This is a genomic window from Rhodanobacter sp. UC4443_H10 (genome assembly GCF_052978325.1).
Map to the genome: position 1 here is coordinate 3142740 of NZ_CM129668.1, position 16088 is coordinate 3158827.

General features: G+C 68.8%; 14 protein-coding genes. 5 read left to right on the top strand and 9 right to left on the bottom strand.

The genetic code is table 11. The features are described 5' to 3' along the window. Window positions 1-18: 18 nt before the first annotated feature. The 3 genes from ACVCMB_RS14225 to ACVCMB_RS14235 form a co-directional block, all read right to left on the bottom strand. Window positions 19-1455, bottom strand: a complete 1437-nt coding sequence (locus ACVCMB_RS14225) for a M20/M25/M40 family metallo-hydrolase (protein ID WP_447105450.1) — start codon at window positions 1453-1455, stop codon at window positions 19-21. A 106-nt stretch (window positions 1456-1561) separates the two neighbouring features. Continuing rightward, the gene (gene mscL / locus ACVCMB_RS14230) at window positions 1562-1975 is read right to left on the bottom strand and encodes a large-conductance mechanosensitive channel protein MscL (RefSeq protein WP_447105451.1); all 414 of its coding nucleotides are present in this window, start codon (window positions 1973-1975) and stop codon (window positions 1562-1564) included. A gap of 82 nt (window positions 1976-2057) precedes the next feature. Further along, the gene (locus ACVCMB_RS14235) at window positions 2058-2744 is read right to left on the bottom strand and encodes a fumarylacetoacetate hydrolase family protein (protein ID WP_395116017.1); all 687 of its coding nucleotides are present in this window, start codon (window positions 2742-2744) and stop codon (window positions 2058-2060) included. 238 nt (window positions 2745-2982) lie between these two features. Here ACVCMB_RS14235 and ACVCMB_RS14240 point away from each other — a divergent pair, with 238 nt between their 5' ends. The 4 genes from ACVCMB_RS14240 to ACVCMB_RS14255 are packed head-to-tail and all read left to right on the top strand — an operon-like array spanning window position 2983 to window position 7417. Next, entirely contained in the window at window positions 2983-4224 is a 1242-nt protein-coding gene (locus tag ACVCMB_RS14240) for an efflux RND transporter periplasmic adaptor subunit (protein WP_447105452.1), read from the top strand. Between the two features lie 43 nt (window positions 4225-4267). Continuing rightward, on the top strand, window positions 4268-4954 hold the full coding sequence (locus tag ACVCMB_RS14245; protein ID WP_447105453.1) for an ABC transporter ATP-binding protein: 687 nt from the start codon (window positions 4268-4270) through the stop codon (window positions 4952-4954). 10 nt (window positions 4955-4964) lie between these two features. Beyond that, window positions 4965-6131 (top strand): ABC transporter permease, encoded by a 1167-nt coding sequence (locus tag ACVCMB_RS14250; protein ID WP_395116023.1) that lies wholly within the window; start codon window positions 4965-4967, stop codon window positions 6129-6131. 11 nt (window positions 6132-6142) lie between these two features. Next, window positions 6143-7417: an ABC transporter permease gene (locus ACVCMB_RS14255; RefSeq protein WP_395116025.1), complete on the top strand. Its 1275-nt coding sequence runs from the start codon at window positions 6143-6145 to the stop codon at window positions 7415-7417. A gap of 41 nt (window positions 7418-7458) precedes the next feature. On the opposite strand, the gene ACVCMB_RS14260 is transcribed toward ACVCMB_RS14255, so the two are convergent. From ACVCMB_RS14260 to ACVCMB_RS14270, 3 genes are all read right to left on the bottom strand, one after another. Further along, the gene (locus tag ACVCMB_RS14260; protein ID WP_447107179.1) at window positions 7459-8847 is read right to left on the bottom strand and encodes a short-chain fatty acid transporter; all 1389 of its coding nucleotides are present in this window, start codon (window positions 8845-8847) and stop codon (window positions 7459-7461) included. 189 nt (window positions 8848-9036) lie between these two features. Beyond that, window positions 9037-9960 carry a drug/metabolite exporter YedA gene (gene yedA / locus ACVCMB_RS14265; RefSeq protein ID WP_447105454.1) on the bottom strand — a complete coding sequence of 308 codons (924 nt, stop codon included), beginning with the start codon at window positions 9958-9960 and terminating at the stop codon, window positions 9037-9039. A 63-nt stretch (window positions 9961-10023) separates the two neighbouring features. Further along, complete coding sequence (locus ACVCMB_RS14270; protein ID WP_395116029.1) at window positions 10024-10302, bottom strand: hypothetical protein; 279 nt, start codon at window positions 10300-10302, stop codon at window positions 10024-10026. A 77-nt stretch (window positions 10303-10379) separates the two neighbouring features. On the opposite strand from ACVCMB_RS14270, the gene ACVCMB_RS14275 reads away from it, so the two are divergent. Further along, on the top strand, window positions 10380-10751 hold the full coding sequence (locus tag ACVCMB_RS14275) for a Rieske (2Fe-2S) protein (RefSeq protein ID WP_395116031.1): 372 nt from the start codon (window positions 10380-10382) through the stop codon (window positions 10749-10751). Between the two features lie 28 nt (window positions 10752-10779). Here the strand turns inward: ACVCMB_RS14275 and ACVCMB_RS14280 are convergent, their stop codons facing one another. The 3 genes from ACVCMB_RS14280 to ACVCMB_RS14290 all read right to left on the bottom strand — a co-directional run bounded on the left by ACVCMB_RS14280 (window position 10780) and on the right by ACVCMB_RS14290 (window position 16037). Further along, window positions 10780-12621, bottom strand: coding sequence for an SLC13 family permease (locus ACVCMB_RS14280; protein WP_395116033.1), 1842 nt, complete (start codon window positions 12619-12621; stop codon window positions 10780-10782). A 392-nt stretch (window positions 12622-13013) separates the two neighbouring features. After that, window positions 13014-13718, bottom strand: coding sequence for a tRNA (guanosine(46)-N7)-methyltransferase TrmB (gene trmB / locus ACVCMB_RS14285; protein WP_447097403.1), 705 nt, complete (start codon window positions 13716-13718; stop codon window positions 13014-13016). Between the two features lie 147 nt (window positions 13719-13865). Further along, the gene (locus ACVCMB_RS14290; RefSeq protein WP_447105455.1) at window positions 13866-16037 is read right to left on the bottom strand and encodes a DUF6600 domain-containing protein; all 2172 of its coding nucleotides are present in this window, start codon (window positions 16035-16037) and stop codon (window positions 13866-13868) included. Between the last annotated feature and the right edge of the window lie 51 nt (window positions 16038-16088).

A 16088-nucleotide genomic window follows, 5' to 3' on the forward strand; every position in this document is an offset into this window, starting at 1 on the left:
CTGCGGCAGAACGCTTCGTCACTCGCCGGTGCCGTCCTTTGCGAACGCGCCAGGCGCCGAGCCGAAATTGCCGTCGGCCTGGGCGGCCATGTAGACCCACGCCGCGTAGACCGCCACGTTCTGCGCCAGGTCGGCCGGGTCGATCTTGTCCAGCGTGTCGTTGGCGGTGTGGTGCCAGTCGAAGTAGTGCGTGCCGTCCTGGGTCAGGCTCAGCGCGGCCATGCCGCGGGCGTGCATCTGCGACAGGTCCGAGCCGCCGCCGCCGGGGCGGCTGGCGTCGTAGGCCACGCCCAGCGGCGCCAGCACGCTGGCGATCTGTGCGATCGCGCCGCGCGCCTCGGGTTTCACGCTGGCGCTCATGCGCCAGATCCGGCCAGCGCCGAAATCCGAATCGGTACCGAGCTGGAACTTCGCCACCTCGCCGGCATGCTTCTGCGCATAGGCGCGCGAGCCCCACAGGCCCATTTCCTCGTTGGCGAAGGCGATCACGCGGATGGTGCGGTCGGGGCGCTGCGGCAGGTCGCGGATCAGCTTGGCCGCGGCCATGGTGATCGCGATGCCGGCGCCGTCGTCGATCGCGCCGGTGCCCGGGTCCCACGAATCGAGATGGCCGCCGATGGCCACTACCTGGTCCGGATGCTTGCGACCGGTGATCTCGCCGATCACGTTGGCGCCGGTGTATTCGCCGACGATGCCGCAATCCAGATCCATCCGCACCGTCACCGGCTTGCCGTAGGCGAGCACGCGATCGAGCTGGTCGGCATCGGGGTTGGACAGCGCGGCGGCGGGAATCGCCCGGGCTTTCGGGTCGCGGAAGCCGGTGACGCCGGTGTGTGCGATGCGCTGGTGCTCATCCGTACCGGCCGAGCGCAGCAGGTAGCCGGCGGCGCCCTTGGCCGCGGCGATCACCGCGCCAGTGGTGCGCACGGCCGAGCCCATGCCGTAGTCGTGGCCATCCTTCTGGCGATGCATGCGGTAGTCGACGTAGACGATGCGGTCCTTCACGCTGGCCGGGTCGGCCGCCTTGAGCGCGTCGAGGCTGTCGAACTTCACCACCTGCGCGGTGAGTCCGCCCGCAGGCGTGGCAGGCGAATAGCCCAGTGCGGTGAGCACCAGCGGCTGCGGAAACGGGGCCACGATGGCACCGCTCTCGCTGCGGCGCTGCCACAGCGGAAACGTCACCGGCTCGCTGTAGACCTTGTCGAAGCCCAGCTCCCTGAACTTCGCCAGCGCCCATTGGCGCGCGCGCAAGTCGGCTCCGCTGCCGGCCAGGCGCGGCCCCACCTCGGTGGTGAGCGAGGTCACCACGGCCATGGCGGTGCCGTCGTGCAGCGCCTGGTCGCGCAACTGTTCGGCCGTCTTTACGGCCGTGGCGGGAATCGTGGTGGCGGCGCTGGCGATGCCGCCGGCCAGCAGCAGGCCGGCAGCGAGCAAAGTGAGGGGGAGACGGCGCATCGGGGCACTCCGCGGAGGAAACCCCGATTATGGCGTGGCGGCCGGGTCGTGCTTAGGCCAGAAGTCATGGGCGGCGGCAGCGACCAGGGCCGCTACCGCCGGCGGGTCACGGCTGTCTGTTCTTCAGCAGGTCGCGAATCTCGGCGAGCAGGGCGACGTCGGCCGGCGGCGCGGCGGGCGCCTCCTCCTGCTTCCTCTGCATGCGGTTCATCGCCTTGATCACCATGAAGATCGCGAACGCGATGATGATGAAGGTGATGATGGTGTTGATGAAGCTGCCGTAGCTGATCGCCACCTCGGCAATCTTGTGTGCCGGATCGCTGTCGTCGGCCGGCTTGATCACCCACTTCAGTTTGGAGAAGTCGATGCCGCCGGTGATCCAGCCGATCGGCGGCATGATCACGTCGCTGACCAGCGAGCTGACGATCTTGCCGAACGCACCGCCGATGACGATACCGACGGCCATGTCCATCACGTTGCCGCGCATCGCGAACGCCTTGAATTCCTGCAGCATGCTCATGCGTTTCTCCCCGGGTTTTGCCAGATGGCAGGGGGGACTTTAGCGCAGCGTGAGGGCGCAGGACAGGCGGCGAAACGCGGTTTCAGACGATCTGTCCGGCCAGTTCGGCCACGCCGACCAGCTCGGCGTGAAAGCGGTCGCCGCGCTGGAGCGCCGCCACCCCGGCGGGCGTGCCGGTGAATACCAGGTCGCCGGGTTTCAGTTCGAACAACCGCGACAGCGCGGCGAGGATGTGCGGCACGTCGTGGATCATCTCGCCCAGGCGCGCCTGCTGGCGCAGCTCGTCGTTGACGTGCAGGCGCAGCACGGTATCCGCGTCGACGCTCGCCTGCGCCGCCGGGCGCAGCGCGGAGACCGGCGCGGAATGGTCGAATGCCTTGGCTACGTCCCACGGATGACCTTTCGCCTTGGCCTGCGCCTGCAGGTCGCGCCGGGTCAGGTCCAGCCCCACGCCGTAGCCCCACACCAGCGCGGCCGCGGCAGCCGGTTCAAGCTCGCGTCCGCCCGCGCCCAGCGCCACCACCATCTCCACTTCGTGGTGCAGGTCGGCGGTCGCCGTGGGGTAGGGCACGTCGGCGCCGTCGGCAACCACCGCATCGGCCGGCTTGCAGAAGAACATCGGCGCGGCCTTGTCCACCGTGGCACCCATTTCGCGCGCATGCTCGGCGTAGTTGCGGCCGATGCAGAACACCCGGCGGACCGGAAAGCGCTGGTCGCTGCCGATGACCGGCAGGCTGGGGATGGCGGGTGCGGCAAGGATGTAGTTCATGTCGGCAAGCGTAGCAAAGCCGGGCGGCGCAATGGCGGGGGAACCGCAGCAGGGCCGCTGCGACAGTCCTGCAGGGTGTCGATTCCACCCGACCTCGTTCGTCAATGCTTGATGGCGCCGGTCTCGGCACGGTGGCAGGTGACAGCTGTCACCAACGATGATTGATGCTGTGCCATGGCAGGGCGCAGCCACGTCGTCCATGCTGGAAGTCGTCACTGGGCAGCCGTAAAAAACGGGGATGGATGTGGATAACGATGAACTGTTGAAAGAACTGCGCATCGAACGCCACCAGCGCGAGGACCATGGTGATGGTCGTGGCCGCTGGCCATGGATCGCCGGAGGGCTGATTGCGGTGCTGGTGCTGCTCGGTGGCGCGGGCTGGATGCTGCTCGGGCATCGTGCGGTGGCCGTGCAGACGGCCACTGCGGTCGCGCCCACGGCCAACAGCGAAGCCGGCGCGGTGCTGCAGGCCACCGGCTACGTCACCGCGCGGCGGCAGGCCACGGTGTCGGCGCAGATCACCGGCACGCTGACCGCCGTATTGATCGAGGAAGGCGATCACGTGACGCAAGGCCAGGTGCTGGCCCGGCTGGACGACAGCGGCTACAAGGCCAACCTGGCGGCCGCGCGGGCGCAGGCGGACGCGGCCCATGCACTGGTCGCGCAGAACCGGGCGCAGCTGGCGCAGAGCGTGCACGATGCGGCGCGGCTGCAGTCGCTGGCCGCCCGCGGCCTGGTGTCGAAACAGAGTGCCGAACAGGCACAGACCCAGGTCGACAGCCTGCGTGCCCAGCTGGATTCGCAGCGGCAGCAGGCCAGGTCCGCCGACGCGCAGGCCCATGTGGCGAAGGTGAACTTCGACTACACCGTGGTACGCGCGCCGTTCAGCGGCGTGGTCACCACCAAGGACGCGCAGGTGGGCGAGATCATCTCGCCGCTTTCCGCCGGCGGCGGCTTCACCCGCACCGGCGTGGGCACCATCGTCGACATGGGTTCGCTGGAGGTCGACGTCGACGTCAACGAGGCGCACATCGGCCGCGTGAAGCCGGGCATGTCGGCCGAAGCGGTGCTGGATGCGTATCCGGACTGGCGCATTCCTGCCCACGTGGTCGCCATCGTGCCCACCGCGGATCGTGGCAAGGCCACCATAAAGGTGCGCGTGGCGCTGGAAAGGAAGGATGCGCGCGTGGTGCCGGACATGGGCGCGCGGGTGTCATTCCTGGAAGAAAAACAAGGCGCCAGCGCGCCGCTGCCGCAGGGCGTGCTGGTGCCGGCCACTGCAGTCGCACAGCGCGATGGCCGCAGCGTGGTGTTCGTGGTCGACGGCGAGGCGGTGCGCCAGCGCACGGTGAGCCCGGTGGCGCAGGCCTATGGCGAGTTCCGCCTGTTGCCGGCCGCGGTGAAGCCGGGCGACAGCGTGGTGGTTTCGCCGCCGGCCGAACTGCACGATGGCTCGGCCGTCCAGACGAAGAAGCCGTAATTCGATTCACAACTCCTGCAAGCATGTTCACTGGAGATCCACCATGGGCGCATTGATCGAGATCCACGACCTTGCCAAGACCTACACGCGCGGCAAACAGAAAGTCGAAGTGCTGCACCACGTCAACCTGGACATCGCCGAAGGCGATTTCCTGGCGCTGATGGGGCCATCGGGCTCCGGCAAGACCACCTTGCTCAACCTGATCGGCGGGCTCGACACGCCCAGCGCCGGCAGCATCCGCGTGGGCGGCCAGCGCATCGACCAGCTCGGCGGCGGCGCGCTGGCGAAATGGCGCGCCTCGAACGTGGGCTTCATCTTCCAGTTCTACAACCTGATGCCGATGCTCTCGGCCCAGCGCAACGTCGAGTTGCCGCTGCTGCTGACGAAGCTTTCGGCCGCACAGCGCAAGAAGAACGCGGCCATCGCGCTGCAGCTGGTCGGCCTCTCCGACCGCGCCAGCCACAAGCCGAGCGAATTGTCCGGTGGCCAGCAGCAGCGCGTGGCGATCGCACGCGCGATCGTTTCCGACCCGGCCCTGCTGGTCTGCGACGAGCCGACCGGCGATCTCGACCGCCAGTCCGCCGAGGATGTGCTGGGGCTGCTTCAGCAACTCAACCGCGACCACGGCAAGACCATCGTGATGGTCACGCACGATCCGAAGGCCGCCGAATACGCCAGCCACACGCTGCATCTGGACAAGGGCACCCTGGTCGAACAGGCCACGGCGTGAGGAGACGGCGATGAAATACTTTCATCTGATCTGGGCTGCGCTGTTCCGGCGCAAGACCCGCACGATACTCACCCTGGTGTCGATCATTGCCGCGTTCCTGCTGTTCGGCATGCTTGACGCCGTGCGCACCGGGTTCGACCAGGCCGGCAACAGCGCCAACGGCGCCGAGCGGCTGCAGACCGGCTCGCGGCTGTCCTTCATCCAGACCCTGCCGCAGTCGCTGGAGGCGCGGATCGCCCAGGTGCCCGGCGTGAAGATGGTCACCTATGCGAACTGGTTCGGCGGCGCCTACCAGGACCCGCACAACCAGGTCTTCAGCTTCGCGGTGGAACCTAACTACCTCGACCTCTATCCGGAGATGGAAGTGAGTCCGGCCGAGCGCAAGGCGTTCGAAACCACCCGCACCGGCGCGCTGGTCGGCGAAAAACTGGCCCAGCGGTTCCACTGGAAGGTGGGCGACAAGATCCCGATGCAGTCGACCATCTTTCCCAACCATGAAGGCAGCAAGAACTGGACCTTCGACATCGTCGGCATCCTGCATTCGAAGGACAAGAAGTCCGGCGGCTTCTACGACCAGATGTTCCTGCTGAACTGGAAGTATTTCGACGAGACCACGCCATACAACCGCGGCCAGGTTGGCTGGTACGTCACGCGCGTCACCGATGTGAACCAGGCTGATCGCGTGGCCAAGGCGATCGATGCCATCTCGGCCAACTCCGATCACGAGACGCGCACGCAGACCGAAGCCGCCGCCACCGCATCGTGGATGAAGCAGCTGGCCGATATCGGCCTGATCGTCACCTCGATCATGGGCGCGGTGTTCTTCACCCTGCTGCTGCTGTCGGGCAACACCATGATGCAGGCCGTGCGCGAACGGACGTCCGAACTGGCGGTGCTGAAGACGATCGGCTTCTCCAGCCGCAGCGTGCTGGCGATGGTGCTGGCCGAGTCGGTGCTGCTGTTGCTGCTCGGCGGCGTGCTGGGTCTGGCGCTGGCGATGCTGGTGGTCGGTGGCGTGCATGCGGCGATGGGCGGCGCGATTCCGATGGCGCCGGTGGATGCCGGCATCTGGCTGCGCGGCTTGTTGTTGATGATCGCCGCCGGCCTGCTGGTCGGTGCCTTGCCCGCGATGCGCGCGATGCGCCTGAACATCGTCGACGCATTGGCTGGCCGCTGAGGAGAACGACCATGTTCCTGCATTCCCTGATGTTGTTTTTCTCCGCACTCACCGTGTTTTCGGTCGTGTTGCTCGCCGTGTGGATGCTGTTCGCCCGCCAGGGCAGGCAGGCCATCTCGGTCACCGCGGTCGGCATCGGCACGCTGCGCCAGCGGCTTGGCATGTCGTCGGTGATCGTGATCGGCATCGCCGGCGTGGTGGCGGTGCTGGTGGCGCTGCTGGCGATGAGCGATGGCTATCGCGAGACGCTGAGCAAGACCGGCAGCACGGATACGGCCATCGTGATGCGCGGCGCATCCGCCTCCGAGGTGATGTCGGTGCTCGACCATGACAGCGTGACGCTGATCCCGCAGACCGCCGGCATCGCCAAGGACGCCAAGGGCCAGCCGATCGCCTCGCCCGAGCTGGTGGTGGCCGCGAACCTGCCGATCAAGGGTGGCCAGCCGGACGAAGAGGGCAGCGTGCAACTGCGCGGCGTCAGCGACCAGGCCTGGGCGGTGCGGCCGAACCTGAAGATCGTCGAGGGCCGCAAGTTCACCCCAGGCATGCGCGAGCTCATCGTCGGCAAGGGCGCCGCGCGGCAATTCGCCGGGCTGGAGCCAGGCCATCAGGTCCGTCTCGGCAGCCAGCTGTGGACCGTGGTCGGCGTGTTTGCTTCCGGCGACTCGATGGATTCGGAAGTGTGGGGCGATGCCGGCGTCGTGGCCGATACCTACCGCCGTGGCAGCAGCCGCGCATCGGTCACCGTGAAGCTGGCCGATCCTGGCGCATTCGATGCCTTCAAGGCCACGCTGGAAGCGAATCCGCAATTGAAGGTGGACGTCAGCACCACGCTCGACTATTTCAGCAAGCAGTCCGAAGGCATGAGCAGCTTCCTGACCATCATCGGCATCGTGGTCGGCTCGATCATGGCGATCGGCGCGATCTTCGGTGCGCTCAACTGCATGTTCGCCGCGGTCGCGGCACGGGCGCGCGAGATCGCCACGCTGCGGGCGATCGGCTTCCGCGGGCTGCCGGTGGTGGTGGCGGTGATGCTCGAAACCATGTTGCTTGCGCTGCTCGGCGGCCTGATCGGCGGCTTGCTGGCGTGGCTGGTGTTCAACGGCTACAGCGCGTCCACACTCGCGGCCGGTTCGGTCGGCAAGCTCAGTTTCGAGCTCAAGGTCTCCGCCGAACTGCTGTGGGTCGGGCTGTTGTGGGCGCTTACCATCGGCTTCATCGGCGGATTGTTCCCCGCGGTCCGCGCGGCGCGATTGCCGGTGACCACGGCGTTGCGCGAGCTATAGCGTCGATGGCGGGAGCGCATGGCGCGCTCCCGCCCTGCCGGCTACGGCATCACCGGCGGCACGTAGTCCAGCGTCATGCCCAGCAGCCACAGCATGCCCAGCACCAGCGGCACGTGCACCACCAGTTGCACGAAGGTGTAGCCGACCACGTCGCGCGCTTTCAGCCCCAGCACGCCGAGCAGCGGCAGCATCCAGAACGGGTTTATCAGGTTGGGCAGCGCCTCGGCCGCGTTGTATACCTGCACCGCCCAGCCCAGGTGCACGTGCAGGTCGTTCGCCGCCTGCATCACGTACGGCGCCTCGACCAGCCACTTGCCGCCACCGGAGGGCACGAAGAAGCCGAGGATCGCCGAGTACGCGCCCATCACCGCGGGGAAGCTTTCCTGCCCGGCAATGTGCACGAACAGGTTCGACAACCGGTGCGCCAGGGTGGAGCCGTCGGCGCCGGGCACGTGGGTGAGCAGGGCGGCGATGCCGCCGTACAGCGGGAACTGGATCAGCACGCCGGCGGTGCTCGGCACGGCGCGATGCACCGCGTCGAGGAAGCTGCGCGGGCGCCAGTGCAGCAGGAGCCCTGCGGTCAGGAACAGGAAGTTGTAGGTATTGAGGTTGGCGATCGCGGTCACCGCCGGCTTGGTCGCGAACTCGTGGCCCAGCCAGCCCAGCCCCAGCAGGCCGATCGCCAGCGCCAGCAGCGGGCTGTATTCCAGCCATTCGCCCGGGCGCGTGCGCGGCGGCAACGCGGGCGTCGAGCTTTCGCCGATGTCGAAATCCTTCGAGGTGCGGGCGTTCGCATCCGACGGCGCGGTGAACCAGCACACCAGCAGCGACACCACGATCAGCACCGCGGTCAGCACGATCGACTGCCACAGGAAGATGGTCTGGCTGAAGGGCAGCACGCCGGTGATCGCGAGCAGGCCCGGCGGCATGCTGGCCGGGTTCGCCTGCAACTGCGCCGCCGACGAGGACAACCCCATCGCCCAGATCGCGCCCAGGCCGAGATACGCGGCCGCACCCGCCGCGCGGTAATCCATGTGCAGCTCGTCGCGCCGCGCCAGCGCGCGCACCAGCAGCCCGCCGAACACCAGCGAGAAACCCCAGGAAAGCAGCGACGCGAGCATGCTTACAAACGCGACGTACACGATCGCGCCGCGTCCGGTGCGCGGCGCGCGCGCCAGCACGTCGATGAAGCGCGCCACCACCGGCGCAGTGGCCAGCACGTAGCCGCCGATCACCACGAAGGCCATCTGCATGGTGAACGGGATCAGGCTCCAGAAGCCGTCGCCGAAGGCGTTGACCGTGGCCACGGGCGCGGCGCCGAATGCGAACGCGGCCAGCGCCACCAGCACCACGCCCAGCGCCGCGAACACCCAGGCATCAGGGAACCAGCGCTCCGCCCACGCCGCGCTGCGCAGGGCAGCGCGCGCCATCCAGCCGTCTTGCGATGCGTTCATGCCGTTCTCCGCCGTGGTCGGGTCATCGTCGCGCCGCGGCAGCCGTGCCGGCAAGCCGACCATGGTCGAGCGCACCATCAGAGGTAGGGGCCCGCTTGCGGGCGATGCTCTTGGGGCAGGGATTCGGGATTCGCCAGAGCAGGAGCATCGCCCGCGAGCGGGCTTCTACGGTTTCGCCACGCGCCGTGTCCTGGCGAGCGTGATCACCGCCACGCCGGCCAGGATGATCGCCATGCCGGCCAGGTCGAACGGTCCCACGTGCTCGCCGGCCAGCAGCACGCCGAACAGCACGGCCACCGGCGGGTTGACGTAGGCGTAGCTGGTGGCCAGCGCCGGGCGCGCGTGCTTGAGCACGTACAGGTAGGCGCTGAACGCGATGATCGAACCGAACACCGACAGGTAGACCAGTGCCAGCGTGGCGCGGGTGCTCGGGTGTGCGGGCAGGTGTTCGCCACTGGCGAAGCCCACGACGAGCAGGGCGAGGCTGGCGCACAGCATCTGCGCGGCGGTGTTCATCGGGCCGGGCGGCATCGTCTGGCGTCGGCTCCACACCGAGCCGAACGCCCATGCCGCCGCGGCCAGCAGCAGGGCGGCCGCGCCCAGCGACGAGCCGGCCAGACTGCTGCCCAGGTTGAGCACGATCACGCCGGCGAAGCCGATCGCCAGGCCGATCGACTCGCGCCGGTGCGGCCACTCGCCGTACATGCCGGAAAACAGCGCCGCGAACAGCGGCATGCTGGCCACCGCCACCGCGGCGATGCCCGAGCTCACCCGTTCTTCGGCGAAGCACACCAGTCCGTTGCCCATGCCGAGCAGCAGCAGGCCGGTGATTGCCGCGTTGCGCCACTGCAGCGGTGTCGGCGGCGCCATCCCGCGCCAGCGCAGGAAGCCGTACAGCGCGATGCCGGCGCCGAGGAAGCGCACGCCGGCGAGCAGGAACGGCGGGTAGCTTTCCAGCGCGAAACGGATGCCCAGATAGGTCGAACCCCAGATCACGTACAGCGCGAACAACCCCAGCGGGATCAGGACGCGGGGATCGGTCAGGCGGCGCGGCGCGTCGGCCGCGAGGGAGGCGGGGATCTCGGACATGGGGAAGGATCGGGTGGGGGAGCCGCATTATCCCCGTGCCGCGGGTAAGCGCGCACGTGCGCCTCAATGCGTGACGGGACGCCCCTGGCGGATCACCCGGAACTCGCCTTCCAGCACCGCCGGCTGGGGTTTCGCCGAGCCCTGGGTCGGCACGCCGGCGGGTGCCTGCGCCTGCTTCCACTGGCGAATCGCCAGCACGATCACGCCGCCGATCAGCAGCACGCCGGCCACCACCAGGCCGAACACCAGCAGCACGCCGATCACGGCCAGACCCAGCAGCAGCGACAGGAAGCGCGCCAGCGGATGGCGTGGGCGACGCATGGAATGCAGGTAGAGGCGCATGTGTTAAAAACTCGTGTGGTAAAATCAACGACTTACGCTACCACGATGGGGCCTCGCGAACCGCGAGGCAAGTGCCGATGGATACAGTGAACGAGACCGGATCGTCGCAGGCGCATGCCGTATGCGCACTGGAGCAGGTACCCGATGGCGGCGCCACCGCGGTGGACGCGATGCTGGCCGATGGCGAGGAGAGCCTGATCCTGCTGCGCCGGGGCGAGCAGGTCAACGGCTATCTCAACATCTGTCCGCATGCCGGCAACCGGCTCGACTACGCGCCGGGCAAGTTCCTGCTGAAGAACGCCAGCCTGATCTGCGCGGTGCACGGCGCGGTGTTCAACCAGGCCGACGGCCTTTGCACCGGTGGTCCCTGCCGCGGCCAGTCGCTGCGCGCCGTGCCGCTGCGGGTGGTCGACGGCTTCATCTGCCTCGATCCCGCCGCGCTGCCCTGAAGTTCGCCGACTCCCGAATCCCGGCTGCTCAGCGGAACATCAGGTTCACCATCAGCAGCGTCGCCACCAGCATCAGAACCGTCAGCGGCGCGCCGACGCGCAGGAAATCCTTGCCCTTGTAGCCACCGGGGCCGGTGACCATCATCAGCGCGGGGTGGCCGGCGCTGATCAGGAAGGTGTTGGAGGAGGACACCGCCACGATCAGCGCATAGGCCGCCGGATTGGCGCCGGTGGCTACCGCCACGCTGATCGCCACCGGCACCATCATCACGGTGGCGCCCACGTTGGACATCACCTGGGCAAAGAGCAGGGTGAGCAACGCCACGCACAGTTGCAGCACCCACGGGGCGACGCCGCCAAGATGCGTCAACACCAGCTGCGCAAGCCAGGCGGCGGTGCCGGTGGCGTCCATCGACCAGCCCAGCGGGATCAGGCAGGCGACCACGAAGATCGTCTTCCAGTTGATCGCCTTGTACGCCTCGTCCATGTTCAGCACGCCGGTCAGCAGCATCGCGATCGCACCGGCCATCATCGACAGCGACAGGTCGAGCGGAGTGAACAGCGCCAACCCCTGCGCCATCAGGAAGAAACCCACCGCCTGCCAGATCTTGCCGGGGCGCTGCTCCTCCTTGGGGATGTCGGTGACCACGACCAGGTCCTTGTCCTCGGCGGCCAGCGCCAGGTCGCGCCAGTTGCTGTGCAGCACCACCGTGTCGCCGGCGCGCAGGCTGACCCCGCGCACGTCGTCGCGGAACACCTGGTCGCCGCGGGTGATCGCCAGCACCGAGATGCCGAAGCGCTTGCGCAGGCGCAGGTCGGCCACGGTCTGCTTGATGAAGCGCGACACCGGCGGAATCACCACTTCGGAAATGCCCGCGCGGGTGGGGTTGAACAATTCGCCCAACTGACGCATGCGGGTGGACAGCCGGCACAGCTGGTTGTTGGCGAACCGGTTCAACTGCTCGCGCGGGCCGAGCACGCCGAGTACCGAGCCGACCCAGATCACGTGATCGGCCGGCGGCGCCATGCGTGACTCGTTGCCGCTCTTGATCGCCAGGATCAATGGCGCCTGGTGCAGCGCTTCGGCCTCGCCGATGCTCATGCCCACCAGCGGGCTTTCCGCGGTGACGGTGAGCTCGGCGGTCTCGCCGCCGATGCCGTAGGTCTCGGCGAAGTAGCTTTCGGTGCGCCCGGGGGTCACCTTCAGGCGTTCGTCCTCGTGCCCGGGCAACAGCTTGTGTCCGAAGAAATAGAAATAGGCCACGCCCACCGCGGCCAGCACCAGGCCTATCGGCGTGACACTGAACAGGCCGAACTTGGGGATCGTGTGCGCGCCCGGCGGCAGGTTGAGGTTGGCGCTGGCGATCAGGTCGTTGAGGATGATCAGCGGCGAGTTCGCGATCAACGTGGTGTTGGTGGCGGTGAAAATGCAGAACGCCATCGGCAGCAGCAGCCGCGAGATGGGTACGCCGGTGCGCGCGGCGAGTCGGCTGCTGATGGGGATCATCAGGGCCGCCAGCGCCTGGCTGGGGATCACCGCGCTGAACAGGCTGGCCACCACGTTGATGACCAGGCTCAGGCGCGATTCCACGCCGTTGGCCATGCGCATCATGACGCGCGCGGTATAGGTGAGCACGCCGGCGCGATCCAGGCCTTCGCCCATGATCATGATGGCGATGATCGAGATCACCGCGTTGCCGGCGAAGCCGTCGAACACCTTGTCCGCGGGAATCAGCCCGATCAGGCCGATGGCCACCACCACCAGCAGCGCCACCATGTCGGCGCGGATCCAGTCCAGCACCAGCATCAGCATGGTGAAGCCCGCCAGGCCCAGCACCAGGATCATTTCCGGGGTGAGCGACAGGCCCATCAGCGCAGGTCTCGCGGGGGCGACGCGCGCAAGTGGTCAGGCGATGGCAGTGGAAGCTTCACGCTGCGACGATTCGTCCCTGGATGGATCGCTTGAGTATAAGCGGGCCCGCGCGCGAGCTGGTGAATCGGAGGGCAAGAGCGGCACAGGGAGGATGCGGCGCGGCGGCATGGGCGTACCGATTCTGGCTCCTCCCCCTGCTGGCAGAGGGAGGCTGGGAACACCGACGCCGGGTGCCGCCTTGGGTACTTCCTGCGCCGCCGCCACCTGGCCGGCCACGAGTTCCGCTGACAACAAATATCCGCTGGCCGGCCACAGCGCGGATCTCGTCTGCATCCCGGCGCGCCTGTTGCACTTCCTCCCTCGCGAAGCAGGGGAGGGTTGGGGTGGGGTCAAGCCTTTCGGTACAGCAGATCCCGCACCCCGTGCCCCAGCTTCAAGCCACGCCGTTCGAAGTGTGTCTCGATGCGCCACTCGGGTTTGTCGGCGTATGCGCCGGGGGCGATGGCGTTGCGCCAGCCGGGCGCGGCTTCCATCACCTCCAGCATGTGCTCGGCATAGGGCTGCCAGTCGGTGGCCAGGTGCAGCAGGCCATCGGAGGCCATGCGCGAGGCGAGCAGGGCGACGAATCCGGGTTGGATCAGGCGGCGCTTGTGATGGCGCTTCTTGTGCCAGGGGTCGGGGAACCAGATGCGCGCCTCGGCCAGCGTCGCGGGGGCGATTTCGTGCTCCAGCACCTCGACCGCGTCGTGCTTGTAGATGCGCACGTTGTCGGCGTCGCGCGCGGCCAGTGCGTTCATCAGGCGGCCGACGCCGGGCCCGTGCACTTCCACGCCGAGATAGTCGCGCGCCGGGTCGTGCTCGCTGGCCCAGGCCAGCGCCTCGCCGTTGCCGAAGCCGATTTCCAGCACGCGTGGCGCATGGCGGCCGAAGCTGGCGTCCAGGTCCCGCGGGGTGCCGGCGTAGTCCAGGCCATAGCGCGACCACAAGGTGTCGAAGGCGCGCTGCTGCGCCGGGGTCATGCGCCCCTCGCGCAGCACGAAGCTGCGGATGCGGCGCAGGTGCGCCGGCAGGTTGTCGGTGTCGCCAGCGGTCATGCGAGGGTCCAGGGGCCAGCAGGTGGCCGGCGCCACGAGGTCGCCGGCAGGAGCGGGCGAAGGCGCGCGCCCGCCGCGGGCGGCAGACTTTAGCAGGTCGGCGCGGGCGGGCTTTCCATCGCCCGTCGTGGCCGTCATCGGGTCAGCTCAGCGCTGGTGATCCTTGCGGGGGTCGGCTTGCCGCAAGCGTTGCGCGTCGGCGCGCGCCGGCGGCGGCGCCTCGCGCCGCGGCGGCGGCGTGTAGCGCGGTGTCGGCGCGGGCGGCGGCGCTTGTCGCTGCATCGGCTGCGGCCGTGGTTGCTCGCGCGTGAACGTGGGGCGGGCGATCTCGCGCGGTTGCTCGCGATTGAAGGTCGGGCGGGCGATCTCGCGCGGTTGTTCGCGATTGAAGGTCGGGCGGGCGACTTCGCGCGGTTGCTCACGCTCGAAGTTGGGGCGGCTCATCTGCGCACGCTCGATGCGCGGCTCGGGGCGCGCGCGCGGCGGGTTGTCCACCGACTCCGGCATGCGGGCGCGGCGTTCCGGCATGGCCTGCCCGTCGGCATCGGCGCGGCGGATCGGCGCCACCCGCGGCAGCGAGGGTTCGCTGCGCGCGGCCGGGCTGATGTAGCTGACCCCGGGTCGCGGCATCGCCGCCGATTCATCGCGCCGACGCTCCTGCGGGTGGGCGTAGCGTGCCGAGCGCAGTTCCTCGCGCGGCATCGGCGTGGCGCGGTTCACGCGCTCGGGTACCGGCAGCGTGGCGGCGTCGTCCGCGCGGCGCGCCGGCAGCCGGGGCCGATCGGCAACCGCCGTCGCGGACATCTCGGCGCGGCGGGGATTCAGCACGCGCACATTCGATACCGGTCGCGGCTGCACTCGCCCGTCGCCTGGCCGGTGGGCGAGCTCGGCGGCCACCATGGGCGGCGCGCGGCGGGCGACCACCTCGCGCTGGAAGCCGCCGGTGGGCAGCTGGCGCACGTGCCCGCTGCGCTGGTCGATCGCGTTGCGCGGCAGCGGACGGATCATGTCGACGCCACGCGGTGCCACCCGGGTCGACGCCAGCCGGGCCGGATCGAGCTTGACCTGGTGGCGCTGCACGCCGGCACCGGCGGCAAACTCGCGTGCCGACATCGCGGTAATGCCTCGCGGCGCGTAGCGGTTGGCGTAGTGCTCGTCGAATGGCCGGTTGTTGCGGTAGCGGTCGTAATGGCTGGCGACGCGATCGTCGACGATCACGCGGGTGATGTGTCGGGTCACGCGGATGTTGTTGACGTTGACCCGGCGGTAATAGTCGCGATCGCAGCGGTACCACGGGTTGTAGACCTCGCCCGGGCCGAGCGGGAACCAGCCGACCGGACCACTGCCGATGCCCACCGAGAAACCGCCGCCGCCGATGAAGGCGACCAGTGCCGGTGCGTAGATCGGCCGCGCGTAACGCGGCCCGGGGATCCAGCCCCAGCCGCGATGGGTGTGCGCCCAGCGGCCGTAGTGGTACGGCGCGTAGCCCCAGGGCATGGCGTCGATCCAGGTCCAGCCCCACGGCGCGATGTAGGCCCAGTGGCCGTCACGGTACGGTGCCCAGCCCACGGCGACGTTGCTCGGATACCACACGGCGCCGTAGTCGCTGTCGTCCTGCCATTCGCCGTACTGGTCCAGGTCCTGGTAGCCGACCACCTCGGGCGAGACGTACTGGCCGCTGCGCGACTGCGCATAGCGCTGGTCGCGCTGGTCCACCCAGGCGTCGAAATCGTCGCCGCCGTCGATGTCGCTGATCGCGATGGCGGCCAGGTCGGAGTCGACGAAGCGGTAGCTGCGCCCGGCGAACACGTCGCGCTTCGTGTTGTTCTCGCCGTACACGGTGGCCTTGCCGTCGAACACGGTGACGCGCGTGGCGCCGCGGTCGATATCCACGCGTACGCGGCCGGGCTGGTCGATCACCAGCGCCACCGTCGGCGTGTCGATCTCGTAGCTCTGGCCCTGCTCGAGCTGGCGCACACTGAGGCTCAGCGTGCCTTGGGTCAGTTCGATCTGCGCCAGTTGCTCGTCCAGGTCGAGCAGGCCCATGTCGGTGCGCTGGTCGAGCCGCAGCGTGGCGCCGCCCAGTTCCAGCTCGGCGCGCGCGTCGTCGCCGCTGGAGAGCTTGTCGCCGGTGGTCAGCGGGCGGTTGACGCTGGCGTCGCTCCAGTCGCGGGCACCGGCCGGCAGCAGGCCGAGGTCGCCGCTGGACCATGACAGCCGCGCCACCCGGCTCGGCGGCGCGTAGCCGTCGTCGCCAGCGGCCGTCTGCGCATGGGCGGCGCCGATGCCGGCGAGCAGCAGGCCGAGCGCGAGCAACACGGCATGTCGCGAAGGTGAAGCGAACAGTCTGGCCAAGATCCGCATGACGGT